Annotated in this window: 23 protein-coding genes and 1 other RNA gene; 18 read left to right on the forward strand and 6 right to left on the reverse strand. The window is 51.3% G+C overall.

The features are described from left to right. Positions 1-56: 56 nt before the first annotated feature. The 11 genes from CA264_RS07970 to CA264_RS08025 all read left to right on the forward strand — a co-directional run bounded on the left by CA264_RS07970 (position 57) and on the right by CA264_RS08025 (position 13,800). The gene (locus CA264_RS07970) at positions 57-1,379 is read left to right on the forward strand and encodes a glycosyltransferase family 4 protein (protein WP_025606141.1); all 1,323 of its coding nucleotides are present in this window, start codon (positions 57-59) and stop codon (positions 1,377-1,379) included. Positions 1,380-1,674: 295 nt separating this feature from the next. Then, on the forward strand, positions 1,675-3,288 hold the full coding sequence (locus CA264_RS07980; RefSeq protein ID WP_036775784.1) for an AMP-binding protein: 1,614 nt from the start codon (positions 1,675-1,677) through the stop codon (positions 3,286-3,288). A gap of 178 nt (positions 3,289-3,466) precedes the next feature. Then, positions 3,467-4,486, forward strand: a complete 1,020-nt coding sequence (pseB, locus tag CA264_RS07985) for a UDP-N-acetylglucosamine 4,6-dehydratase (inverting) (RefSeq protein ID WP_025606143.1) — start codon at positions 3,467-3,469, stop codon at positions 4,484-4,486. 37 nt (positions 4,487-4,523) lie between these two features. Next, positions 4,524-5,726 (forward strand): UDP-4-amino-4,6-dideoxy-N-acetyl-beta-L-altrosamine transaminase, encoded by a 1,203-nt coding sequence (pseC, locus tag CA264_RS07990; RefSeq protein ID WP_025606144.1) that lies wholly within the window; start codon positions 4,524-4,526, stop codon positions 5,724-5,726. Further along, the gene (gene pseF / locus CA264_RS07995; RefSeq protein ID WP_025606146.1) at positions 5,723-6,415 is read left to right on the forward strand and encodes a pseudaminic acid cytidylyltransferase; all 693 of its coding nucleotides are present in this window, start codon (positions 5,723-5,725) and stop codon (positions 6,413-6,415) included. The genes pseC and pseF overlap by 4 nt, the downstream gene beginning before the upstream one ends. Then, positions 6,408-7,910 (forward strand): UDP-2,4-diacetamido-2,4,6-trideoxy-beta-L-altropyranose hydrolase, encoded by a 1,503-nt coding sequence (gene pseG / locus CA264_RS08000; RefSeq protein WP_051364374.1) that lies wholly within the window; start codon positions 6,408-6,410, stop codon positions 7,908-7,910. The genes pseF and pseG overlap by 8 nt, the downstream gene beginning before the upstream one ends. A 48-nt stretch (positions 7,911-7,958) precedes the next feature. After that, a complete protein-coding gene (locus tag CA264_RS08005) occupies positions 7,959-8,888 on the forward strand; it encodes a hypothetical protein (protein ID WP_025606149.1) in 930 nt (309 codons plus the stop codon). Beyond that, a complete protein-coding gene (gene pseI / locus CA264_RS08010) occupies positions 8,878-9,930 on the forward strand; it encodes a pseudaminic acid synthase (RefSeq protein ID WP_025606150.1) in 1,053 nt (350 codons plus the stop codon). Before CA264_RS08005 ends, pseI begins: the two co-directional genes overlap by 11 nt. Positions 9,931-9,932: 2 nt before the next feature. Next, entirely contained in the window at positions 9,933-10,649 is a 717-nt protein-coding gene (locus CA264_RS08015) for a PIG-L deacetylase family protein (protein WP_025606152.1), read from the forward strand. A 30-nt stretch (positions 10,650-10,679) separates the two neighbouring features. Beyond that, positions 10,680-11,957, forward strand: a complete 1,278-nt coding sequence (locus CA264_RS08020) for a glycosyltransferase family protein (protein WP_025606153.1) — start codon at positions 10,680-10,682, stop codon at positions 11,955-11,957. A 355-nt stretch (positions 11,958-12,312) separates the two neighbouring features. Beyond that, entirely contained in the window at positions 12,313-13,800 is a 1,488-nt protein-coding gene (locus tag CA264_RS08025) for a lipopolysaccharide biosynthesis protein (protein ID WP_025606155.1), read from the forward strand. Positions 13,801-13,843: 43 nt separating this feature from the next. Here CA264_RS08025 and CA264_RS08030 read toward each other — a convergent pair whose 3' ends face one another. Next, positions 13,844-14,959 (reverse strand): DegT/DnrJ/EryC1/StrS family aminotransferase, encoded by a 1,116-nt coding sequence (locus CA264_RS08030; RefSeq protein ID WP_025606157.1) that lies wholly within the window; start codon positions 14,957-14,959, stop codon positions 13,844-13,846. Between the two features lie 148 nt (positions 14,960-15,107). On the opposite strand from CA264_RS08030, the gene CA264_RS08035 reads away from it, so the two are divergent. After that, positions 15,108-15,770 carry a hypothetical protein gene (locus tag CA264_RS08035; protein WP_025606158.1) on the forward strand — a complete coding sequence of 221 codons (663 nt, stop codon included), beginning with the start codon at positions 15,108-15,110 and terminating at the stop codon, positions 15,768-15,770. Here the strand turns inward: CA264_RS08035 and CA264_RS08040 are convergent, their stop codons facing one another. The 4 genes from CA264_RS08040 to ffs form a co-directional block, all read right to left on the reverse strand. Next, complete coding sequence (locus CA264_RS08040) at positions 15,771-16,490, reverse strand: cell division ATP-binding protein FtsE (protein WP_025606159.1); 720 nt, start codon at positions 16,488-16,490, stop codon at positions 15,771-15,773. It abuts the gene before it with no gap. 6 nt (positions 16,491-16,496) lie between these two features. Beyond that, a complete protein-coding gene (locus tag CA264_RS08045; RefSeq protein WP_025606160.1) occupies positions 16,497-16,700 on the reverse strand; it encodes a hypothetical protein in 204 nt (67 codons plus the stop codon). Between the two features lie 97 nt (positions 16,701-16,797). After that, positions 16,798-17,454, reverse strand: coding sequence for a fructose-6-phosphate aldolase (gene fsa / locus CA264_RS08050; RefSeq protein ID WP_025606162.1), 657 nt, complete (start codon positions 17,452-17,454; stop codon positions 16,798-16,800). A 111-nt stretch (positions 17,455-17,565) separates the two neighbouring features. After that, positions 17,566-17,666: signal recognition particle sRNA small type (gene ffs, locus CA264_RS08055), an RNA gene on the reverse strand. Between the two features lie 282 nt (positions 17,667-17,948). Between ffs and guaA the strand changes: the two genes are divergently transcribed. The 5 genes from guaA to CA264_RS08080 all read left to right on the forward strand — a co-directional run bounded on the left by guaA (position 17,949) and on the right by CA264_RS08080 (position 23,891). Beyond that, on the forward strand, positions 17,949-19,478 hold the full coding sequence (guaA, locus tag CA264_RS08060) for a glutamine-hydrolyzing GMP synthase (protein ID WP_025606164.1): 1,530 nt from the start codon (positions 17,949-17,951) through the stop codon (positions 19,476-19,478). 92 nt (positions 19,479-19,570) lie between these two features. Beyond that, positions 19,571-21,271, forward strand: coding sequence for an ABC transporter substrate-binding protein (locus CA264_RS08065; RefSeq protein WP_025606165.1), 1,701 nt, complete (start codon positions 19,571-19,573; stop codon positions 21,269-21,271). 31 nt (positions 21,272-21,302) lie between these two features. After that, positions 21,303-22,601 (forward strand): glutamate-1-semialdehyde 2,1-aminomutase, encoded by a 1,299-nt coding sequence (gene hemL, locus CA264_RS08070; protein WP_025606167.1) that lies wholly within the window; start codon positions 21,303-21,305, stop codon positions 22,599-22,601. Positions 22,602-22,716: 115 nt separating this feature from the next. Then, positions 22,717-23,253, forward strand: a complete 537-nt coding sequence (dcd, locus tag CA264_RS08075) for a dCTP deaminase (protein WP_025606169.1) — start codon at positions 22,717-22,719, stop codon at positions 23,251-23,253. A gap of 182 nt (positions 23,254-23,435) precedes the next feature. Beyond that, a complete protein-coding gene (locus CA264_RS08080) occupies positions 23,436-23,891 on the forward strand; it encodes a hypothetical protein (protein ID WP_025606171.1) in 456 nt (151 codons plus the stop codon). 96 nt (positions 23,892-23,987) lie between these two features. Here CA264_RS08080 and gldC read toward each other — a convergent pair whose 3' ends face one another. Then, positions 23,988-24,326 carry a gliding motility protein GldC gene (gldC, locus tag CA264_RS08085; protein ID WP_025606173.1) on the reverse strand — a complete coding sequence of 113 codons (339 nt, stop codon included), beginning with the start codon at positions 24,324-24,326 and terminating at the stop codon, positions 23,988-23,990. 75 nt (positions 24,327-24,401) lie between these two features. Here gldC and CA264_RS08090 point away from each other — a divergent pair, with 75 nt between their 5' ends. Further along, positions 24,402-25,445 (forward strand): endonuclease/exonuclease/phosphatase family protein, encoded by a 1,044-nt coding sequence (locus tag CA264_RS08090; protein WP_025606175.1) that lies wholly within the window; start codon positions 24,402-24,404, stop codon positions 25,443-25,445. Positions 25,446-25,447: the final 2 nt, after the last annotated feature.

A 25,447-nucleotide genomic window follows, 5' to 3' on the forward strand; every position in this document is an offset into this window, starting at 1 on the left:
TCTATTGAAATCAATTATTCGCTATATTTGAGAACGAACGCTTATTGCCAATCGCTTTGAAAGAAACAGACCTGACCGATTTACTTTATATATCTTATTACTGGCCGCCTTCCGGGGGGCCGGGTGTTCAGCGTGGGCTGAAGTTCTGCAAGTACCTCCCGCAGTTTGGCGTGCAGCCCACCGTGCTCACCGTTGATGAAAAGCAAGCCTCCTACCCGCTTCTGGACGAGACCTTCGTGCAGGAGGTGCCGGAAGGGCTGCCGGTGCACCGCACCGCCACCTCGGAGCCGTTTGAGTACTATAAAAAGCTCTCCGGCAAAAAGGAGATCCCCTACAGCGGTTTTGCCAACCAGCAAACAAAGGACAACCTGGTGGACAAGCTGTTTAAGTTCGTGCGCGGCAACCTGTTTATACCCGATGCCCGCGTAGGCTGGAACAAGCATGCGCTGCGGAAGGCGGACGAGCTGCTGCAGAGCGGCAAGTATAAAGCCATTGTCACCACCAGCCCGCCACACTCTACGCAGCTCATTGGCCTCAAGTTAAAGAAGAAGTACAACCTGCCCTGGATTGCGGACCTGCGCGACCCCTGGACGAACATCCACTACTACGACCAGCTGTACCACACCGCGCTGGCCAAACGCCTCGACGAAAAGTACGAGCGGCAGGTGCTGGAGCAGGCCGACGCCATTATCGTGACAAGCGAGGACACCAAGCGCCTCTTCCTGAACAAGCCGGCAAGTATAGCGGTGGACAAAATCCACGTGATCCCGAACGGGTATGACGCGGCGGACTTTACCTTCCAGAGCAAGCCGCCGAAGGATGAGTTTCTTATTACGTACACCGGCACGATAACCGAGAACTATAACATTGATGTCTTCCTGAAGGTACTGGCGCACCTGCTATCGCTGCACAGCGAGATCAACTATAAGCTGCGGTTTGTGGGCAAGGTATCGGAGGGCATGAAAAAGCGCATCGAGAAGGCGGGGGTGCTGGGCATTACCGAGTTTGTGCCGTATGTGCCGCACCAGGAATCTATTAAGTATATGATGGAGAGCACGGTGCTCTTCCTGGCTATCGCCGATGTGGAGAATGTGTACGCCAACGTACCGGGTAAGCTGTTTGAGTACCTGGCCTCCAACAAGCCGATCGTCGCCCTCGGGCCGGTTCACTCAGACATGGACCGCATTATAGATGAGTGCGGAGCCGGCCGGCTGTTTCACTACACCGCCTATGACCTGATGCTGGACCACATGAACCAGTGGAGCAAAGCATGGAAGATTAACCCGAACCTGGACCTGCCGTATATCAACCACTCCCGCTTCTCCCGGGAGGCGCTCACGCAGGAACTGGCCGCAATTGTAAAGCAACTGGTGCGCTAACTTACGGCACGCCATAGCACATACTTGGCAGGCCGCGCTTTACTGCACCCGCAGTAGCGCTGCCTGCCTTCTTTTTTACGGCACCTCCCGCCCCGGCTTGGCCGACTTCGCTTTGAAATCGTAAAAAGGCGCAAATCACCCCTTCCGTTACCTTTTGACTGTTAGCGGCTAGCACGGATGCCTGCCCCTCGCAAAGGGGCCAGCTCAAAAGTTTGAAGTCGTAGGGCTTCCTTTGTCTCCGTGGAGTGATTTGCATATTGTTTCAACATTTACGGTTTATAACGACAGTACCTAAATGATGAATACGCTTTCCTATAGCCACGGCGTCAGCACCACGCCTCTCCGTGGCGAAACCATTGGCCAGAGCCTGCGAAACACAGTTGAAAAGCACGGAGCCCGTGAAGCGCTCGTGATGGTGACGCAAAACTACCGCGCCACTTACCAGGAGCTTTGGGAGCAGGTAGAGCAGGTGGCGAAAAGCCTCCTCGCCTACGGCATCCAGAAGGGCGACCGTGTCGGCATCTGGTCCCCGAACCGCTATGAGTGGGTGCTGGTCCAGTTCGCCACCGCCCGTGTGGGCGCCATCCTCGTGAACATCAACCCGGCCTACAAAACACAGGACCTGCAGTACGCCCTGCGCCAGAGCCAGATAAAGCTGCTTATTGCCGCCCCCAACTTCCGCCACACCAATTATGTGGAGATGCTGGACCAGGTGCGCCCGCACTGCGAGTACCCGGAGCAGACGGTTATCCTGGAGCGCGACTGGGAGGCTTTTCTCCGTGCAGGCCACAGCATTAGAACCGCAGATCTGGAAGAGCGGGAGCAAACGCTGCAGTTCGACGACCCGATCAACATCCAATACACCTCCGGCACTACCGGCTTTCCGAAGGGCGCCACGCTCTCGCACCACAACATCCTGAACAACGGCTTTTTTATCGGGCAAATCCTGAGGTACACCGAACAGGACAAGGTATGCATCCCGGTGCCTTTTTACCATTGCTTCGGCATGGTGATCGGCAATTTAGCCTGTATCACACACGGCGCCTGCATGGTGATAACCGGCGAGAGCTTCGACCCTGAGGTTGTGATGCAAACCGTGCAGGATGAAAAATGCACCTCCCTGTATGGCGTGCCCACCATGTTCATTGCGGAGCTGGACCACCCGGGCTTCCACAAGTATGATTTCTCCACACTGCGCACCGGCGTGATGGCCGGATCGAACTGCCCGATAGATACCATGAAAAAAGTGCAGCAGAAAATGAACATGCGCGAGGTGACGGTGTGCTACGGCATGACCGAAACGAGCCCTGTATCGCTCCAAAGCCGCACAGACGACCCGCTGGAGAAACGTGTCGCTACCGTCGGCACCGTGCACCCGCACCTCGAGGTAAAAATCGTAGACCCGGAAACGGACCAAGTAGTGCCGCGTGGGCAGCGCGGAGAACTCTGCACCCGTGGCTACTCCGTCATGCTGGGTTACTGGGACATGCCCGAGGCCACTGCCCGTGCCATTCGCAACGGCTGGATGCACACCGGCGATCTGGCGGTAATGGATGAAGAGGGCTACGTGCAGATTGTGGGCCGCATAAAGGACCTGATCATCAGGGGAGGCGAAAACATAGCGCCGCGCGAGATAGAAGAGTTTTTGATGACGCACAGGGCCATCGTAGATGTACAGGTAATTGGAGTGCCGGATGCCAAGTATGGCGAAGAAGTAATGGCCTGGGTTAAGCTGCGGGACGGGCACAGTCCTTTACCGGAAGAAATCCGTGAGTATTGCAAAGGCAAAATTGCCACCTTCAAGATCCCGAAATACTGGAAATTTGTGGATGAGTTCCCTATGACTGTTACTGGTAAGGTCAGGCAGATAGAAATGCGGGAGATCTCGGCCAAGGAGCTGGGGCTGTAGCGGCCGGCAGCAAGTATAAATACCATCATACAAAGGCAGTCTATATACAGGCTGCCTTTATTTGTTGCTGCGCGCAACTCAGCTAAAACGCCCCGTGCACCCTTACGTTAAAATAAGTATCTTGCAGCACGATTGGGTGACTATTTTGTGCCCGGCGTATAAAGCAAAAAATTAAGAAATGGCATTAGACCTTAACAACAAGGCTATACTGGTTACGGGCGGCACAGGCTCTTTTGGGAAAAAGTTTGTGGAGATGGTATACGAGCGGTTCCCAAATGTGAAGCGCCTGGTTATCTACTCCCGCGATGAGCTGAAGCAGTTTGAGATGTCGCAGGTTTTCCCGCACAGCAAGTATAACTCTGTCAGATATTTTATTGGTGATGTACGTGATGGAGAGCGCTTTAAACGTGCCTGCGAAGGCATTGATATTATAGTGCATGCTGCAGCGCTGAAGCAGGTGCCTGCAGCAGAGTACAACCCCATGGAGTGTATCAAGACTAACGTACTAGGAGCTGAGAATGTGATTAATGCTGCGTTGGACTGTGGTGTGAAGGATGTGGTGGCGCTTTCTACCGACAAGGCCGCTGCCCCTATCAACCTTTATGGTGCCACTAAACTATGCTCTGATAAATTGTTTGTAGCGGCCAACAACATGCGTGGCAAGCGTGACATCAGGTTTTCAGTGGTGCGCTACGGTAACGTGATCGGCTCCAGAGGCTCTGTGGTACCATTCTTTATGAAGAAGCGTGCCGATGGCGTTCTGCCTATCACACACCCTGACATGACTCGTTTTAACATCTCTTTAGAGGAAGGTGTAGAACTGGTGTTTCATGCGCTGGAGAACCATTGGGGCGGTGAGATTTTTGTGCCGAAGATCCCGTCTTACCGCATCACAGATGTAGCCGAAGCTATTGGCCCAAAGTGTGAGCAAGAGATTGTAGGTATTCGCCCGGGCGAAAAACTGCACGAGGAGATGATTACCGAAACTGACTCACTAAATACAGTGGAGCTGGAGAAAAACTATGTTATACTTCCATCTACCCCAACCTGGAACACAGATGAGTTTCTGAAGGCACACAATGGCCGTATGGTAGAAATGGGCTTTAAGTATAACTCCGGCACCAATACCGATTGGCTATCTGTGGAGCAGCTGCGCGAGCAGATTCGGCAGCACGTTGACCCTAGTTTTACTGTTTAGGCAGACATAAGTATCAAGACACAAGATTTTATAACTCGTGACTCAGAATTCAGAACTCAAAACTAACAAACCGATCCCCTACGGTCGCCAGAACATCACCGAAGATGATATTGCGGCTGTGGTAGAAACGCTGCAGTCAGACTATCTGACGCAGGGACCCAAGGTGGCAGAGTTTGAAAATGCCTTTGCAAAGTATGTTGGAGCAAAGTATGCAGTTGCTGTAAGCAACGGAACGGCTGCCTTGCACCTTTGTACGATGGCACTGGGTGTGAATGAGGAGTCGCGGGTAATAACTACTCCTATTACTTTTGTAGCCTCTGCTAACTGCGTGCGCTACTGTGGTGGTACTGTAGAGTTTGCTGACATAGATCTAAACACCGCCTTGCTTAGTGTGGAGAAGGTGCGGGAGTTGATTGAGAGCAAACCAAAAGGGTACTACAGCGGCATCATTCCAGTAGATTTTGCCGGCAACCCGGTTAACCTGGAGGAGTTCAGAAAGTTGGCTGATGCGCACGGGCTTTGGATTATAGAGGATGCTGCGCACTCTCCCGGCGGCTACTTCATCGACAGCAAAGGCCAAAAGCAGCTTTGCGGCAACGGCCAGTTCGCAGATCTTGCCATCTTCTCTTTCCATCCTGTTAAACACATCGCTACTGGCGAGGGCGGCATGGTGACGACGAATGACGAAGCGCTGTACAAAAAGCTTCTGCTCTACCGCACCCATGGCATCACGCGCGATCCGGAGCTATTGGAAGAGAACCACGGAGGCTGGTACATGGAGATGCAGGAACTGGGCTATAACTACCGCATTCCGGACATGCTTTGCGCGCTGGGTATTTCTCAACTGCAGCGTGCGGATGCTGGGATGGCCAGAAGAAGAGGCATTGCCAAAGTGTATGATAAAGCTTTCGCCGAAGTGGCAGGCATAGAGACCTTGCAGACAACTCCTGCCGCGCTACATGATGACGAAACTGGCCATGCCTATCACCTCTACGTGATCAAGGTGCAAGACCGCAAAGGCCTGTACGACTTCCTGCGTGGGCACAACATCTTTGCACAGGTGCACTACATTCCGGCACACACCATGCCTTATTATCGTAATCTCGGCTACCAGAAAGGAGACTTTCCTGCAGCCGAGCAGTATTACAGCGAGTGCTTGAGCCTGCCCATGTACCCTACCCTGACTCATGAAGAGCAAGAGTTTGTAATTGAAAAGGTGAAGGAGTTTGTGCAGAAGTGAGCAGCATAGCCATCATACCAGCTCGCGGGGGTAGCAAGCGCATCCCCAGAAAAAACATCAAAAGCTTTCTGGGCGAACCTATTATCACCTATTCTATCAAGGCAGCACTTATGTCAGGCCTTTTTGATGAGGTGATGGTCTCTACAGATGATGAGGAAATTGCCCAAGTGGCTAGAGACAGTGGGGCAACTGTCCCATTCTTGCGTAGCGCTGCCGCCTCCGACGACTTTGCATCGACGGCCCAAGTGCTTGAGGAGGTGTTAACAAGCTATAAAAACCAAGGCAGAACTTTTGATCAGGGCTGCTGCATCTACCCTACCGCTCCCTTTGTTACTGCTCAGCTGTTGGACTTGGCGCACGCCAGGCTCAGTGAGGGAGACTTCGACACGGTATTTCCGGTGCTGCGCTACAGCTATCCGATCTGGCGCAGTCTAAAAGTAGAAGAAGGAAAAGCGCTGATGAATTGGCCAGAGCACCTGCAGAGCCGCTCTCAGGACCTGCCGCATGCTTTTCACGATGCAGGCCAGTTTTATTGGTTCAGGGTGGAGAGTTTTCTAAAGAAGCGTGTTCTGTTTACCGACAACTCTGGTGTAGTAGAGCTCTCGGAGCTGGAGGCGCAGGACATCGACAGCGAAACGGATTGGAAACTGGCTGAGCTAAAGTATAAACTGCTATATAACCTTGACTGACACAGGAATTAAACGAAAGCCACGCATCATCTTCAGAGCTGACGGAGGCGCCAGTATAGGACTTGGGCACGTAGTGCGTACTCTCGCACTTGCCCAAATGTTATCAAGCGACTTCGAGTGTATCTTTGCTATACAGCAGCCCAGCAAAGAACTGCAGCAGCAGATAAGTGAAGTATGTGACGGACTCATCAGTCTTCCGGCATGTACCCCAGAGGAAGAGCGCTTTGTGCATGAGCTCGATGCTTATATATCTGAAGAGGAAATCGTAGTATTAGACGGCTACAGCTTTGGCACTGCATATCAGAAAAGTATCAAGGCTAAAGGAGCCACACTGGTATGTATAGATGACATACATCACTACCCATTTGTGGCAGATGCAGTCATCAACCACGGTACTTTAGACCCTGCTCCCTACCAGGTAGCTTATTTTACGAAGCTTCTACTCGGGCTTAAGTATGCGCTGCTTCGTCCGCCCTTTTTGGCTAAGGACAATAAAGTTAAAACTGGCAAGGGTATATTTCTTTGTTTTGGAGGCTCAGATCCTCAAAATTTAACGCAGCGCTACCTCTCCTTCATTATAGATGCTGGAATAAAAGCTCCGGTACAAGTGGTTGTTGGCAGCGCCTATACTTACTTCGACGAGCTGCAGGCCTATGTGAGGCAGCAAAGAAAAGATATAAAAATCACCCTTCACCAGAACGTGTCAGCCCAGGAGTTGGCACAGGTGATTGGCTCATGTAAAATAGCTGTAGTGCCCGGAAGCAGTATAGCTTTAGAGTGTGCAGGTTTAGGGCTTCACCTCGTTTGCGGGTACTATGTAGACAACCAGAAAGGAATCCTAAAGATGCTGACAGATGCTGGTGTCGCTGTGAATCTTGGAAACCTACAGGAAGCTAGCAGTGACATGTTTTCAGAAGCGCTTCTTCAGGCTCAGCAGCAAGGGAAGGAAGTTACTGGGCAACTTTTTGCAGGCAACAGTCCTGCCCATAACCTCCTAAAGGAATTTAAAAAACTCAGTACAGCTGCCCAGCTGCAAATAAGAGAGGCACAAGAAGCTGATGTTGAGCTATACTTTAACTGGGCTAACGACCCCGAGACAAGGGCAAACGCTATTAACCAGGACCCTATACTTTACAACAGCCATGTGCAGTGGTACAATGGCAAAATCAAATCAGCACAAAGTTACCTGTACCTGCTTAGCCTGCAGGATGCACCAGTAGGTCAGGTAAGGTTTGATGCCGAGGGAGATGCCTTTTTAATCGACTATTCAGTTGCTCCAGAGCATCGCGGGCTTGGGCTGGGCAGGTCGGGATTAATCAAGGCTATCGAGCAATTAAAGAAAGCTGAAAGTGCGGCTCCACTACTGCTGAAGGCATTGGTAAAAGACACCAACGTGGCTTCCAAAGCTGTTTTTGAAAGTTTGCATTTCAAGCGGACTGGCCATGAAAGTATAAATCAAGAGGATTATACGCAGTACGAATTAAGGATTGCCTAAAGAGCAGTATAAGCTACTTGTCTGCTGGGTAAAACGAAGACTATAATCATGAAGAAAATACCTTTAAGTGATTCATCTTATTTTATAGGAGAGTCACTCACGATCGGAGAGAATTTTGAGGTCGGAAATAATACAGTTATCAGGGCGACCAACTGTGTCATTGGTGATAATGTCAGGATTGGTTCTGATAATAAATTTCTGATCGGTGAAAGCCTCTCCATAGGGTCTAACTCTATCATCGGAAACGCAAATGACTTTACGGCAATTACCTGTGAATTTGGCGAGTACCTTTTCCTGGACTCACATGTGCTTGTAGGCCACGGTGGTAAGTTCAGTTATGATTCACGGCTAAGTGTGGGGCCATACTGTATGATATGTGCCTATACTAAAATCAACGTAAACTATAGTGTTAAAATTGGTGCCGGAGTGGGTCTGGGTGAGTATGTGGATATTTGGACTCATGGTTCATACCCTCCTGTCTTAGAAGGCTTCCCTGCTCAGTTTGGCCCTGTTGTTTTAGGAGATAATGTATGGCTGCCAGCCAAAAGCACTGTGCTGCCTAACGTTACCATAGGTGATCATGTGGTGATCGGTGTTAACTCCGTCATCAACAAAAGCTTGCCCTCTGGTTGCCTTGCCGGTGGAATCCCGGCAAAGGTTCTAAGAGAAAATTTGTACCCTTCGGTTGACGCTGAAAGAAACAGAAAGCTTGTCTATGAGATTATTGAGGAGTACGGTAGGCTGTCTGCCTTCAAAGGGTTTGAGGCAAAAATCGAATTTGATCCACAGCAAATGACGATACAATTTGATGAAGCTCTGTTTGCTTTGGAAAACAAGGAGCTTACCGGGACTATAAATGAGAAAGTGGAAGACTTTAGGGACTTCCTGAGAAGAAGAGGAATCAAATTTTACACAGGGCAGCCTTTTAAATCAATTCTTCCTCCATGTTATGCAAAGCTGTTGAATTATGAAGCATAGTATTAAAATAGGAAACAGAACCATCAGCAGCACAAGTCCTTGCTTTATTATTGCGGAGCTATCATGCAACCACCAGCAAGACTATGACCTTGCTGTGCAGACAGTACACGCCATGAAGGAAGCAGGAGCCGACTGTGTGAAACTACAGACTGTGCAGCCAGGCTCCATCACCATCCAATCCGATAAGAAAGATTTTAGAATTGGAGGGGGTACGCTCTGGGACGGCAAAACCCTCTTTGATCTTTACTCAGAGGTTTACACTCCCTGGGAATGGCACGAGCCGCTAAAAAAACTTACCGAAGATCTGGGTATGGTGTTTTTCAGCTCTCCTTTCGACCCTGAAGCAGTTGACTTTTTGGATTCCCTGGAAGTACCTGCCTACAAGATAGCTTCCTTCGAAATTACCGACATCCCGCTTATCAAACATGTAGCTGCAAAAGGCAAACCTGTCATCATATCGACTGGTATAGCCCGCGAAGAAGATATAGACGATGCTGTTGCTGCCTGTAAGGAGGCCGGTAACGAGCAGGTCATTCTGCTTAAGTGCACTTCGGCTTATCCTACTCCTATGGAAGAAGTAAACCTGAGAGGGATCAACACCTTACGTGCTAAGTATGATTGTGTGGTTGGTCTGTCAGACCATACCGAAGGAAGCCTTATACCTGTAGGCGCCGTAGCGCTTGGGGCTAAAGTGGTAGAGAAACACTTTATACTTGACAGGGCCCTTGGCGGCCCGGATGCTGCTTTCTCTATGGAGCCTCAGGAGTTCAAAGAAATGGTTGACAGCATCCGCAACCTGGAGACAGCCATGGGTACAGAACAGCTTGTGATCTCAGAACGTGTAGCGAAAAACAGGCAGTTTGCCAGGTCCTTGTATGTCGTGCAGGATGTTAAAAAAGGAGATACCTTTACAAAACAAAATATTCGCTCTATCAGGCCCGGGCACGGCATGAAGCCAAAGTACCTGCCTACCATTATAGGCAAGACCGCCGCAACCGACATAGAGAGAGGCACTCCCCTTTCTGAAGACTTGATTTCATAATAATGCTGGATTTCTTAAAGAACAAGAGGATAATGGTGGTGGTGGCCCATCCGGACGACGAGTTGCTTGGACTGGGAGCCACCATGCATAAGCTGATAAACCTGTGTCAGGTTAAGACGCATGTGGTTATACTTGGCGAGGGCATTACTTCCAGGGCTGACCAACGCGACGCCACCTTATGGGAGCAAGAACTGGCCACACACAGGCAAAACATTAAGAGCGCTCAAGAGGCCATAGGCTACCACAGCGTGCAAGCGTATGACTTCCCGGACAACAGGTTTGACTCTGTTGCACTTTTAGATATCATAAAAGTTGTAGAGCGGGAAAAGCAACAGTTCAAGCCTGACGTGATTTTCACGCACCATGGCGGCGATGTGAACGTTGACCATCAGCGAACGTTTGAAGCGATCATAACAGCCTGTCGCCCTATGGAGCACGAGCAGGTTTCTACAATAATCACCTTCGAAACACCTTCCGGCACAGAATGGCGAGCGCCCTCAGACCCAAGGCATTTTCTACCTAACCTCTTTTTTGAAGTGGCTAAAGAAGATGTTGAGGCTAAGATAAAGGGAATGGAGAGCTATGAATTTGAAAAAAGGCCCTACCCCCACCCTCGCTCACCAGAAGCGTTAACCATACAGGCACAACGTTGGGGCGTAGCTGTAGGTGCAGCCTATGCAGAGGCCTTCATGCTGATCAGGCACATTGCCAAAGGCTAATTCCCTAGCCTTTGCTGAATTAAAGTAGACATGCGTAACGGGTACAGTATCTATAGCAGTATTTTACATACATTTTTCTCTGAGCAATTTCTGCGTTTACCGGAAAGTGTAAAGCAAAATGTATCGCCTGCAAAACCATGGATGCGCCTGTTTAGAATGGCAGGCTATACGATACTGCGCCTGTTCGGCAATCTGTTTCGTTCATCAGAAAACAGCAAAAAATTAAAAGGGAAAGTATGGCTGTATGTTGTCAGCCAAAATAATTACGACAGCCTGAAGTTTTTAGAAGATAGCCTTCCTTATAGCATATTCGTAGCAGGCCAGGGTAAGAAGCTCGGCAAGTATAAAAATGATGCGCAGCGTGTTTCTTTACGCCGCAAAGTGTTTTACTACTACAAATATATTCCGCTTCTCATCCAGTTTCTAAAGTATAAACCAGAAAGTACCAAACGCTTTTTTGATATACTATACGATGCTGTAGGTTTTTATGAGGTCTACAGGTACAAGCTGCGAAAGTATAAGCCTAGTGCCATTGTGTTTGCCAACGATCATAATGCAGACGCCCGTGCCATGCTTTTAGCAGCCAAAAGCCTTGGAATAAAAACCATTTATATTCAGCATGCCAGTGTAAGTTCTTTCTTCCCGCCGCTGCAGTTCGACCTCAGCTTACTGGAGGGCCAGGACTCACTGGATAAGTATAAGCTTTGCGGGCCTGTAGCAGGTCGTGTAGAATTGGTGGGAATGCCGAAAGCCGATAAATACCTGACTAATCGAAACAGCCGCCAGCACATCCATACAGTAGGAATAGGCTGCAATCTTCTTGATAACCCTCAGAAGATTAAGAGCTTGCTACAGGTATTAAGCAATGCTTTTCCTGACATACATTTCATACTGCGCCCCCACCCGAGGGATAGCAGAGATTTAGCTGCTCTTGCTGGCGGGGCAAAAAACATCATCCTTTCTGACAGTAGCAAAGAGCCTGTATTCGAGTACCTGCAACAGTTGGATGTGCAGATAAGCGGGAATTCCGGCATTCACCTGGAGGCAGTTTTGCTTAATGTCTGGAGTATCTACTACGATTTTAACCCTGCGCAGCAACTGAATGATTACTATGGGTTTGTGCAAAATGGATTAGTAGATGTGGCTAATTCTTCAGAAGAGCTTATAAAGCTTATCAACTCAAACCTCCATTCAAAGCCTGATGTTGTAACCCGTGCACAATACCACAACGCTACAGTTGGCACCAAACAAGAAGGTAATAGCGCAGAAATATCCACTCAATACATAAAGCATTTCCTAGAATCTTAATTTTGCTAGATATTAGGATTTTTGTACCTCTTTTATTTACAACTTAACCCTAAATGCGTAGCCCCTATCAAAGAGTCCTGCTGTTTTTCCTATCTGTTGCCATTTTACCGTTGTGTATTTTTTCACAGGGCTCTTAAAACGCTTTGTAACTAGATGGCATTAATGATAACGTTGAACTTGGCACAAATAACAGAGGAATTACTAACCAAGTAAGTGTTGAGGTTTGGATTAAAACAAGGTTTTGGGCCAGCATCAGTAAGGTATGAAAAACGCATCGCAGCAGCTTAAACTGCTAAAATTTTCACCTTTCACAACCCTCTGCATTTACTACCTTTGTAGTTCAACTCAAGTATAAATGAGCAGAACACTACAGCGCGAGGGCATCTGGAACACGGCAATTTCTTATGCCGGCATTCTAATCGGGTACGTCAACACGATTCTGCTCTTCCCTAACATCCTGGATGAGTCACAGGTGGGCCTGACACGCCTGCTGCTGTCTATTTCGGTGATGTACGCGCAGTTCTCGGCACTAGGCTTCGTGAACATGAGCGTGCGCTACTTTCCGTATTTTCGTGATAAGGACAAGGCGCACAATGGCTTTCTGTTTCTGCTGCTCTCGGTTCCGCTGCTCGGGTTTATACTTAGCACTGCGGTTTTCCTGCTGTTCAAACCTGCCGTGGTCGATTATTACATCGAGAACTCCCCCCTCATCATCGACTACTACTATTACCTGATACCGCTGGCGCTGTTTACGCTGCTGTTTAACATGTTTACAGCCTACCTGCGCTCACTGTACAAAACCATAGTGTCTTCCTTTGTGCAGGATTTTCTGTTGCGCATACTTACCACTGTGCTGGTGCTGGTATACGCGCTGGATGTGATGAGTTTTCAGACCTTTGTGCTGCTGTATATTATCGTAAACTCGGTGGGGGCCCTGGTGCTGGTAACATACATTATCTGGCTCAAGCAACTCTTTATCAGGCCATCGGTAGCGGTTTTGAGCATCATCCCAATAAGAGAGGTGTTCTACTACGGCTTCTTCACCTTCCTGGGCAATATCTCTACTACCATCATCACAACGGTAGACCAGGTTATGATTTCCTCCTACAGCCTGGCCCAAAACGGTATTTACACCACGGCCTTTTTCATGACAAGCGCCATACTGGTGCCGGGCAAATCCATCCTTAAAATTGCACAGCCGCAGGTGGCTGAGTTCTGGAAGGAGAGTGATATGATCGGGATGAAAAAGCTCTACCAGAACGTCACGATGATCAACCTTATTGTGGGGCTGCTGTTGTTCGTTGGCATCTGGGCTAACATTGATAACCTCTACGACTTCATGCCGGAGAGCTACCGCAGCGGAAAGTATGTGGTGCTGTTTTTAGCAATTGCAAGGTTAGTCGATCTGGCAACGAGCTTGAACGGAGCCATACTTGCCACCTCCGAGAAGTATAAATGGGACCTGGGGTTTAATGTTATACTTGCTGGCCTCACCATCTGGACCAACTGGTACTTTATTCCCCGTTATGGCATAGAAGGAGCAGCGCTGGCCTCTATGATCTCACTCGTAGCCATGAACCTGGCGCGCCTGTTCTTCGTGCAGATCATGTTTAGCATACAGCCATTCACCTGGAACGCCCTGGCCATTACGGCTGTCGGCGCAGCAGCTTTGGGAGCGTCTTACCTGCTCCCCTACCTTGGCAATGTATACCTGGATATAATCATTCGCTCGCTGCTGATTACCACCATTTACGCCACACTCGCCCTTAACCTGAACATCTACCCCGAGATGAACGCCTGGCTACGCAAGGTGATCTACGGTATTACTGGTTGGAGGCTTTAAGCCCATTTGCACACCTTGCCTTTCCCTTTGCAGGAAGTATACATCACGACCTATACTTAACATAATTCAGCACATGCTGACAAATGTAGGCCAGCTGATCCTCCTTCAGCTCAGAGTGCAGCGGCAGGGAAAGCGTGCTCTGGCTTAGCAGCTCGGCCACCGGGAAATCGCCGGGGTTATAGCCTAAGGAGGAACTGAACGCTGCCTGCAGGTGGAGCGGCTGCGGATAATACACCATGCTTGGGATGTAGTTTTCGTACAGGTGCTGGCGCAGGCCGTCGCGCAAGGCGGCCGGTACCGTAATGGTATACTGTTGGTACACATGGGTGCTGTAGGGGGCACGGTGCGGCACCTGTACAAGTGTCCCGGCAAAAGCCTCATCATAGTAGCCCGCTACTTTCTGCCGGGCGGCGTTGTAGGTATCCACGTACTTCAGCTTTACCTCCAGCATGGCGGCATCCAGCGAAGGCAAGGCAGGAATCGCCTCCGTACTGCCCCTCTCTTGCAAAACCTGCTGCACCCGCTCCACCAAGTCCGGATGGCTGGTAGCCACAGCGCCCCCCTCTCCTTCCTCCAGCAGCGGTTTAGAAGGGAAAAAAGAAACAATGCCGATATGCCCGATGCCACCTGCTTTACGATTTCCGGCAACGGCATCAGGAACCACAGCCCCAAGCGCCTGCGAAGCGTCCTCCACCACCCACAGGCCATATCGTGCCGCCAGCGGCATCAGTTCCGGCATCTGGGCGCATTGGCCAAACAAGTGCACCGGCACCACAGCGGCGGTAGCCTCGGTTACGGCCCGCGCAGCAGCAGCCGGCGAAAGGGTGAAGGTTGCTGCATCCACATCTGCGAAAACCGGTTTCAGGCCCTCCTCCAGCACTATTCGGGCCAGTCCGGCATCACCGAAGGCTGGCAGTATAACCTCCGCACCGGCCTTTACCTGCAGTGCCCGCAAAGCCATTCTGAAGGCAGCGCCTCCCTTTGCACAGGGGAAAGCCCGCGCTACCTCAAGGTAGGCTTTTAGCGCATGCGTGAGTTGCCCCACCCAGGGACCGCCCTCAAAGTCCATACTGTTCATAACGGCACTGAAAGCAGCGTCAAGCTCCGGCTTTAGCTTGGCGTAAGGTGCCTTAGAGGCGTTCATTTTGATGTCTTCCATACACTTGATGTTAAGTTCAGAGGCGGTCAGCAAATATAGGCAAAAGTAAAAGAGGCTTCCAGCAGGCTGTAGCTAAAGCTCCTGTCGCGGCGCGTAACCCCTTCTAAATGTGCCGCGTTAACAGAACTCTAGATATAAGAATAAAACTATGCTTAAGACAAAAAACATACTTTGGGCCCTGTGCCTCCCGTTCTTTCTGGCAGCCTGCAACGGTAACTCAGAGGCAGATGCCGAGCGCGACCGTGCCGTGGCCGACTACCGAACCTTTGTAACCGAATTTGAACAAGACAGCCTTAGCGAGGTGGAGCTGCGGGCTTTGCACCAGTCAAACGAGGACGACTCCCGCTGGGAAACGGAAAAAGCCAACCTGCAGGAGATGTACGATGAGAAACGCGAGGTAATAGAAACAAACCTGGAAGAGCTCGACGAAAACCAGCGTGCGGAAGTGGAAGAACTGGACCAGCGCTATAACAACGCCATGCAACAGCGCGAGCAACAGTATGCCGATGCCAGCCGCCGCTACACCTTACGCCAAGAGCTGCTTGGCCTCGAAATTAAGGATGATGACATGAGCGATGTGACCGCCGAAAACATTGCCGGGGTGTTTGACCGCTTCGTTTCCACCATGGCAGGCAACACAGCGCAGTACGAGGCACGCGACTGGAACCTGATCGAAGGCTGGTGGAGTTCGCTCAACAGCCGTTACCGAAGCCTGGAGAACCAATTGCCCGCCGCCGTTAAAAACGACATACAGCAGGCGCAGAATCGCTACCGGGAGATGCGGGAAGAGGCCAACATTGGCAACGTCTGATCAGGAAGCCTGGTAGCCGCTGATCAGGCTAAACTCCTGCACATTGGAGTCCAGCACGTGCCCTTTTTCGCACTTCAGCACGCGGCGCGGGTAACGGTTGATGATCTCGTAGTTGTGGGTGGCCATTAAAACAGCCGTTCCCTGGTTGTTGATCTCCTGGAAGAGCTGCATAATTTCATCCGCCACGAGCGGGTCCAGGTTACCGGTGGGCTCATCGGCGAACAGAATCACAGGCTCGTTCAGCAAAGCCCTGGCCACTACCACACGCTGCTGCTCACCACCCGAAAGCTGGTGTGGCATCTTGTTGGCTGCCGCGTCCAGGCCTACCCGCATCAGCACCTCCGAAATGCGCTGCTTGCGCTTCGACTTGTCCCGCCAGCCGGTGGCCCTAAGTACAAACGCCAGGTTTTCGGCTACAGACCTGTCGAACAGTAACTGGAAGTCCTGAAAGATAATGCCTACTTTCCGGCGCAGGTAAGGCACCTGCTTGCGGGGCAGTTTGCCCAGGTTAAACTCAGCCACAGCGCCCTGGCCCACCAACAAAGGCAGGTCTCCGTAGAGCGTTTTGAGGAGGGAGCTTTTTCCGCTTCCGGTACGGCCCACCAGGTAAACAAACTCACCTTTCTCAATATCGAAATTCACACTGCTGAGAACGGTGTTCACGTCTTGGTAAATGGCCACGTCACGAAGCGACACCACCGGTGAAGAGGAAAAATTCATAGGTACTTATAATTCTAATTTCTGAAGTTTGCCGAACTCAAGTGAGTCAATTAGCGCGGCAAGCGCGTCTTCTTTACCCTCCAAACCATAGCGGTCGAGGTTTTTGAGCGGGCGGTCTGCCCGGAAATAGGCGATCAGCACGAAATTTTCATCCCGGAGCTGTATGTAATCCGGAATTTTGGCCTTGCCCTTAACCTTGATTATGTACATTATCTGGAATTATGAATTAGAAAATACGAATTATGAATTACAATGAGAAGTTTGATGCTCCCATTCATAATTCATAATTCGCCATTCATAATTATGCTTACTTGTTGCCTTTGGCGTGGTCAGCCAGGAACTTCTCAAGGCCGCTGTCTGTCAGCGGGTGCTTCAGCAGGCCTGTGATCACGTTCAGCGGGCAGGTAACCACATCGGCTCCCACCTCAGCGCACTGCACCAGGTGCATGACGTGGCGCACGGAAGCCGCCAGTACTTGCGTTTGGTAGCCATAGTTGCCGTAGATCTGCACGATCTGCTCAATTAGCTGCATGCCATCCGTAGAGATATCATCCAGGCGGCCTACAAAAGGAGAAACGTACGTAGCTCCTGCCTTAGCCGCCAGAATAGCCTGCCCAGCCGAGAACACCAGCGTACAGTTGGTTTTGATGCCCTTCTCGCTGAAATAACGGATAGCTTTTACGCCGTCGCGGATCATCGGCACTTTCACCACGATGTTCGGGTGCAGCTCTGCCAGGAACTCGCCTTCGCGCACGATGCCTTCAAAATCAGTGGCAATAACTTCTGCACTGATGTCGCCATCCACTATCTCGCTTATTTTCTTATAGTGTGCAATTACATTGTCGTGGCCAAAAATACCCTCTTTCGCCATAAGCGACGGGTTTGTGGTTACGCCATCAAGCACGCCGAGGTCATGCGCCTCCTGAATTTCCTGCAGGTTTGCAGTATCAATAAAGAATTTCATAATGCTGGTGATCTAGTAGGTTTTCTCTACAAATCTAACGCATTAATCGGGAATCCGGAAAGAATGTGGTGAAATTTGAATGGCTGTGGAAGCCTTGGGGATAGGGCAAAAAAAAGTGGCAAACCGAACATCGCGCCGCTACAACCGCTTACCCTTGCTACCTTCCGGTCCTGGAGGAGTTCAGCGGGAGCTGGCCGTGCCGATTTGCCGTTACAAAAGTACGGACAAAATCTTTAATTACAAACTTTAGGCTAAATAAAAACTACACGATCGGCCTTCCGAGACCATTGCAACTCTGGGCCAGCAGGTTAGGCCAGAGAAAAAAATAAAACCTTTTCAAGCGGGGCGGTACACGCTGTACGTAAGGGCAGCTTCTCCCTTCTCCTCTTAGCTTTACGTCCGGGCCAGGCTATAAGAAAGCTCCCTTGCCCGGCAACCGCGAGTTCTCCTTAAATAAAATTGCCTTGTACCACCAAACTACCTTACCTTTGCGCATGCCAGAAAAAATTCTCATCCTCGATTTTGGTTCGCAGTATACCCAGCTTATTGCCAGAAGGGTTCGCGAACTTAACGTGTACTGCGAGATTTTCCCGTACAATAACGTGCCGGAACTCACAGACGAAGTAAAAGGCGTTATCCTTTCGGGCAGCCCCTGCTCTGTACGCGACGCTGAACACCCCAACATTGACCTGGACCAGTACCTAGGAAAGCTGCCTGTGCTGGCCGTGTGCTACGGCGCACAGCTGATCGCACATGAAAAAGGCGGTGAGGTTACCCCTTCTACCATTCGGGAGTACGGCCGTGCCCGCCTGAGCGTGCTGCACAACCACGACCGCCTGCTGAAGGAGCTCACGCTCGGTTCGGTGGTGTGGATGTCGCACGGAGACACGATCAGGGAGATACCGGACAACTTTGAGGTGATTGCCAGCACCGACAGCGTACGCGTGGCCGCATACAAACTCCGCGACCAGGATACCTACGGGATTCAGTTTCACCCGGAAGTAACGCACTCCGACGAGGGCAAGACCCTGTTGCGCAACTTTGTGGTGCATATCTGCGGATGCCTCCAGGACTGGACATCGGAGCAGTTTATAGATGCCACCGTTGCCGAGCTGAAAGAGCAGATCGGCAACGATAAAGTAGTACTGGGCCTTTCAGGCGGTGTGGACTCCAGCGTGGCCGCCATGCTCATCCACCAGGCGATCGGCAAAAACCTGTACTGCATATTTGTGGACAACGGCCTGCTGCGCAAAAACGAGTTCGAAACCGTGCTGGATTCTTACAAGCACATGGGGCTGAACGTAAAAGGCGTGGACGCCAAAGAAAAGTTCTACACTGCCCTGGCCGGGCTGACAGACCCGGAACAGAAGCGCAAGGCCATCGGCCGCGTATTTATAGAGGTATTTGACGACGAAGCGCACCAGATTGAGGATGTGAAGTGGCTGGCGCAGGGCACCATTTACCCGGACGTGATTGAGTCGATGAGTGTAAAAGGACCTTCTGCCACCATTAAGTCGCACCACAACGTAGGTGGCTTGCCAGACTTTATGAAGCTGAAAGTGGTGGAGCCGCTTAAAACACTTTTCAAAGACGAAGTGCGTTTAGTAGGCAGAACCATGGAGATCGACGAAACCATACTTGGCCGCCACCCCTTCCCGGGCCCGGGCCTTGCCATCCGTATTCTGGGAGACATCACACCAGAAAAAGTACAGGTGCTGCAGCAGGTGGACCATATCTTCATCAGCAACCTGAAAAAATCAGGGCTGTACGATGAGGTATGGCAGGCAGGCGCTATCCTGACCCCTGTGCAGTCTGTGGGGGTGATGGGCGATGAGCGCACCTACGAAAACGTAGTGGCGCTGCGCGCCGTGACCAGTATAGACGGCATGACGGCAGACTGGAGCCGTTTACCGTATGAGTTTCTGGCCGACGTGTCGAACGAGATCATCAACAAAGTAAAAGGCGTAAACCGCGTGGTGTACGATATCAGCTCGAAGCCACCTGCCACTATTGAGTGGGAATAACCATCATGAGTGAACTTGAATGAGTGACTGGGTGATTAAAAGAAATTCTAATTACGCAGTCGCTCATTTGCTCATTCAAAACGAGTCAACACATGAACAGAAGCATCCGGAAAAACATTGCTGGTGTAGCGCTTGCCGCAGCACTGGCACTACCTGCACTGGCGCAGACACAAGACCCTGCCACCACTTACAGCAACGGAAAGGTACTGCTGCAGCAGCAACGCTATGATTTAGCCATGGCAGAACTGCTGCCGCTCACAAACACTGGCAGCGCCTACGCGCCGGAGGCTTCTTACTTTTATGCGCTGGCAGCCCTGAAGAGCGGCAAAACAGACGAAGCCTACAAGATGCTGCTACAGCTGCAGAACCAGCACCCGAGCTGGGAAGGCATGGCTGACGCAGACTACTTACTGGCAAACGTGCTGTTTGAACAGGGAGAGTACGAGCGCGCCCTGAGCAAGCTGCAGGAGCTACAGGGCACCTCCCTCGCCAGCGATGCAGAAGGGCTTAAAAGGTACTACCTGATGCGGGTAAACGACAGAGGCCGCTATGAGCAGCTGATGCGCCGCTTCGGCTCAGACAAGACAGTAGCCCAGGTATACGCAGATAAATTAATCGCAGGATGGTACAGGCCGCAGGACCGCCAACTGCTGGAGAGCCTGGTGCAGGAGTTTAAGCTAGACCGTAACCGCTACCTGAGCAAAGCGGCCCTTAACAACAAAGGCTACGATGTGGCCCTGCTCCTACCCTTCCAGCTAAACCAACCGTACTCCCAGACTGCCCGTAAAAACCAGTTCGTGACCGACATGTACGCCGGTATGAAACTGGCCCAGGACTCGCTTATGCAGCAAGGCATAAACATCAACCTGTTCACCTACGACACCAGCGCGGACACTGTGGGTGTGAAGCGCGTGCTGGAACTGCCGGAGGTGCAGCAAATGGACCTGCTGATCGGGCCAATCTATAAGTCCACGGCAAAGGTGGCGGCACGCTATGCCGCCAAAAACAACATCAACGTCATCAACCCGCTGTCGCAGGACGTGGACATGGCCAAGGGGAACAACAACGTGTTTCTGTTTGAGTCTTCCATCGCAACGCAGGCCCGCCAGGCCGCTACCTTCGCGTACCAGAACTTCTCGCCCAAAACAGCCACAATCCTGTTTGAGAACGCCAAAGAGGACACGACCTTTGCCTACTTTTACCGCCAGCAGTTCCAGAAACTGGGTGGCAAGGTAAAGACCTACAAAAAGTTTAACCCTGCCGAGGCCACCGCCACGGCTACCGCGTTTAACAACCTGAAGCTGGAGGATATTGGCCACCTGGCTGTGTTCTCTGATAAAATGACGGCAGCAGTTAACGCCACCAGCACACTGCAGAGCAAAGCTCCAAAGCTGCCGCTGATCACTTACGACAAGTGGCTGGACATAAACCAGATCACGCTGCGCCAGCTCGATAACCTGGAGGCGTACTTCGTTAGCCCAAAGTACATAGACAAGCAAAAGCCGGAAAGCAAGTGGTTCCGGGAGAAGTACATCAGCAAGTATAACCTGACGCCGTCGCAGTACGCCTACGCCGGCTTTGAGATGCTGTACTACTTCGGGCAGCTGCTGCACCAGTACGGGCCGCAGTTCAACGGGCAGTTGGCAGCAACAGGTGTACACCCTGGCGTATTTTACAACGGCGTAGGCTACACTGACCGCAGCCAGAACAACCAACTGCAGACGGATAACCAGTTTGTGCCCATCACCAAGCTGGACAACCTGGAGCTAACCGTCGTAAACCCTGTTTTTTAATCAAGACCACCATTAAAGACCATTACACTGTATGATACAAGCACCAGTAAGCAACGAGCTGTTCCTTCGCGCGCAAAGCAGCATTCCCGGCGGAGTTAACTCCCCTGTCCGTGCATTTAGAGCCGTAGGAGGCAATCCGCGTTTCATGGTTTCGGCCAAAGGGCCTTATATGTTCGACGAAGACGGTAACCGCTACATCGACCTGATCAACTCCTGGGGCCCCATGATTCTGGGCCACGCAGCGGATGTGGTGAACGAGGCCGTAAAAGAGGCCATCCCGAACTCCCTCTCTTTCGGAGCGCCCACCCGCAAGGAAATTGAGATTGCCGAGCTGATTGTGAGCATGGTGCCAAGTATAGAGAAAGTGCGCATGGTAAACTCGGGCACAGAGGCTACCATGTCGGCTATTCGTGTGGCGCGTGGCTTTACCGGGCGCGATAAGATCATAAAGTTTGAAGGCTGCTACCATGGCCACGGCGACTCATTCCTGATCTCTGCCGGTAGCGGGGCCATTACGCTTGGCGTGCCCGACAGCCCCGGTGTAACCAAAGGCACCGCCAACGACACCCTCACCGCGCCTTTCAACAACCTGGATGCAGTACGCACACTGGTTGAGGCCAACAAAGGGCAGGTAGCCGCCATCATCCTGGAGCCTGTAGCGGGCAACATGGGCCTTGTAACGCCTGCGCATGGCTTCCTGCAAGGCCTCCGCGACCTATGCGACCAAGAAGGGATCATCCTTATTTTTGACGAGGTAATGACCGGCTTCAGGCTTTCAGCCGGTGGCGCGCAGCAGCTTTACGGTGTTACACCAGACATGAGCACCATGGGCAAGATCATTGGCGGCGGCATGCCGGTAGGCGCTTACGGCGGCAAGAAAGAGATCATGGACTTTGTGGCCCCTGCCGGCCCTGTTTACCAGGCAGGCACCCTGTCGGGCAACCCCATCGCCATGTCGGCGGGAATGGCCATGCTGACTTACCTGAAAGAGCACCCGGAGGTGTACACGCAGCTGGAGCAGACCACCGCCAGCATGGTGGCCGGCATGCAGCAGAACATGCAGAAGCTGGGCCTGAACTTCACGATCAACCGTGTAGGCTCCATGTTCAGCATCTTCTTTACAGAGCAGCCTGTTACTGATTTCGAGAGCGCCAAAACATCTGACACGGCTTTCTTTGGCCGCTACTTCAATGCCATGCTGCAGCGGGGCGTGTACCTGGCCCCATCGCAGTACGAAGCCCTGTTCGTGTCTACGGCCATCTCCGAGGAGCTGGTGGCGCAGTATGTACAGGCCAACTACGAGGCACTGCAGGAGGCACTGCAAGCCTAAGCAAGTATAAAAAGCAAAAGCGGCGACACCAGCAAAAGGTGCCGCCGCTTTTGCTTTTTATGTTTGATACATAGGCCGCTTCTCCTTACTTTTACATTCCTAAATACCCACCAACATGATTTTATCAGACAAACAGATACTGGAGGAGATTGAGAAGGGCACCATTCTGGTGGAGCCGTTTGATCGCTCCTGCCTTGGCACGAACTCCTACGATGTGCACCTGGGCCGCTACCTGGCTCAGTACACCGACGAAGTGCTGGACGCCCGCAAACACAATGAAATTGAAACGTTCGAGATACCGGAGGAGGGCTTTGTGCTGGAGCCAGGCAACCTGTACCTGGGCGTAACCCTGGAGTATACCGAAACCCATGCGCACGTGCCGTTCCTGGAGGGGAAATCCAGTGTGGGCCGCCTCGGGATCGATATCCACGCCACGGCCGGCAAAGGCGATGTTGGCTTCTGCAACACCTGGACTCTGGAGATTTCTGTGTCGCAGAAAGTACGCGTGTATTACGGCATGCCGATTGGCCAGCTGATCTACTTTGAGGTAAAAGGGGGCATAGAGAACTACTACAACACCAAGAAGAACGCCAAGTACAACCACCGCACCATCACACCAGTGGAGTCGATGATGTGGATGAACGAGTGGTAACACCATCCTTGTAAAAATATAAAAAAGCCCGTTTAATATTAGGTTAAACGGGCTTTTTGGCATAGTATATGCACTATATTAGGTAAACAAATTACTTGCGCCGGCTGGAATCTTTAGGGAAAAAGCCTCGTTGTAAGAAGTAAGTAAGCATTGAAAACAAAACTAAAAAGGAAGGATAAGTTATGAAAAAGGTACTGGTAATGATTTGCATGATGTTCGGGTGTACATTTGCTACAAAAGCAAACGGGGATAAGTCTTCGAAAGCGGTGGCAAATGCAAGGGCCAAGCACATTTCGGATCAAATGATCCGGGACCTGCGCCTGAATAACTACCAATCCAGAAAAATCAGGGAAATAAACCAGCAGGTAGCGGAGCAGATAACTGCAATTGAGCAGCAGTATGCCGGCGACCCTGCCAAGGTAGAGGAACTTTGCAAAAACGTGTGCGCTAGCCGCGACCTTTACCTGGAGAATGTGCTGAGCACCGTGCAGTACAACTCGTACTTCGGCGACCGTAAAGCATACAACCAGGAAGACAGGAAATTTGCCTCCAGCCTGCTTAACGGGCAGGAAGCCGGTGGCGGTATTGCCGCCGCAGAGGGGCAGACCGCTACAAACGGAACGGTTAGTATTAACTAAGCACCCCTGCAAACATACCTTTTACCTTGTATACTAAAACAGCAGCGCCGCCCCGAAACCGGGGCGGCGCTGCTGTTTTAGTATACCTGCAAGCAATTAGCCGTTCTTCTGGCGCTCCTCCTCCACATGGTCAGAGAGCTCTTTGCAAAGGGCTCTGATTTTGTCGGCCATTACCTGGTCGCTGGTGGCGGTGGCAATGCTTTGCGCCATGGCACCCATCGTATCGATGTAAAAATACTTCATTTCGTCCACCGGCATGTCCTTCGTCCAAAGGTCTATTTTCATGGTGCCGGCCTCGTCTCTGTCCCAGAGCGAGATGTTTATAGCCTTGGCAAAGTGGATCTTATCTCCTGCATCTGTTGCACGCCAGCTGATGGCTTCCGGTACGCGGTTATCATCCAGGGCAATGCTAAAGTATATTTCTGACTTCTTCATGAGCTCAATGTTAAACTTTATAGTATAGATTTCTCGTAATATGCCTGTTAGTATATATAAGCACAAAGTTACACGATGCGCCACGGATTTAAAACCCTACTAGTTTTTTTTACCTTTTTCACCCTTATAGGTTGCTCCAGGCTTCCTGTAACGTCAAAAAAAGGAAAGCTCTACACTATCGCCTTCTACAATACAGAAACGCTCTATGACACCCAGGATGCCCCAGCTACGCCGGACGAAGCCTTTACACCCGAAGGGGAAATGCAGTGGACACAGGAGCGGTACCAGCAAAAACTGAAGAACGTAGCCAGTGTAATAGCTGGCATCGGCGGCAAAAACGGCCCGGCTATTATTGGCTTGGGCGAGATCGAAAACCGGCAGGTGCTGGATGACCTGCTCAACACCTCCCCTCTCAGCAAGATCGGTTACAAAGTTATCCATAGGGAGAGCAGCAGCCCGGACGGCCTGGACCTAGCCTTTCTGTACAAGCCGAACGTGTTCAAACCCACCTCCACAGAGTACCTCAACAGTGGCCTGAAAGACAAAGCCGCTGCGCAAGAAATCCTGCAGGTGAAGGGGGAGCTGCGCGGGGAGCTGGTCACGATCTACGTTAACCACTGGCCTGCGCCTACCCGTACGCGCCGCAGAAGGCAGGATGACAGCCGCCTGCGTGCTGCAGCCACAGCCCTGCGCCAGGAAATTGACAAGCAGCAGAAGGCAGACCCAAACACCAGGATCATTGTGATGGGTGATTTTAACGCCGAGCCAGACGCAGAGGTGCTGGAGAAAGCACTACAGGCCACGGGCAGACCCGATCCAGCCTATAATGAGGAACTGTTTAACACGCACTACCTTTCCTTTGTGAGCGGCCACGGCAGCTCGCTTAGAGAGGGCAGCCTGCAGATGCTGGACCAGATCATGGTCTCCAAATCGTTGGTAGATGAAAAGGGCCCGCTGGAGTACGTACGTGGCTCAGCGGGCATCTACGACCCTGTGAAGATCAAATACACCTTCGGCAAGTATAAAGAGGCCCCGCGCAGCACCTACAACGGCAGCTTATACTTAGGCGGCTATTCAAATCATTTTCCGGTGTACATACAGGTGCGCCGGCAGCGCTAACA

This window comes from Pontibacter actiniarum (genome assembly GCF_003585765.1).
Classification (GTDB): Bacteria; Bacteroidota; Bacteroidia; order Cytophagales; family Hymenobacteraceae; genus Pontibacter; species Pontibacter actiniarum.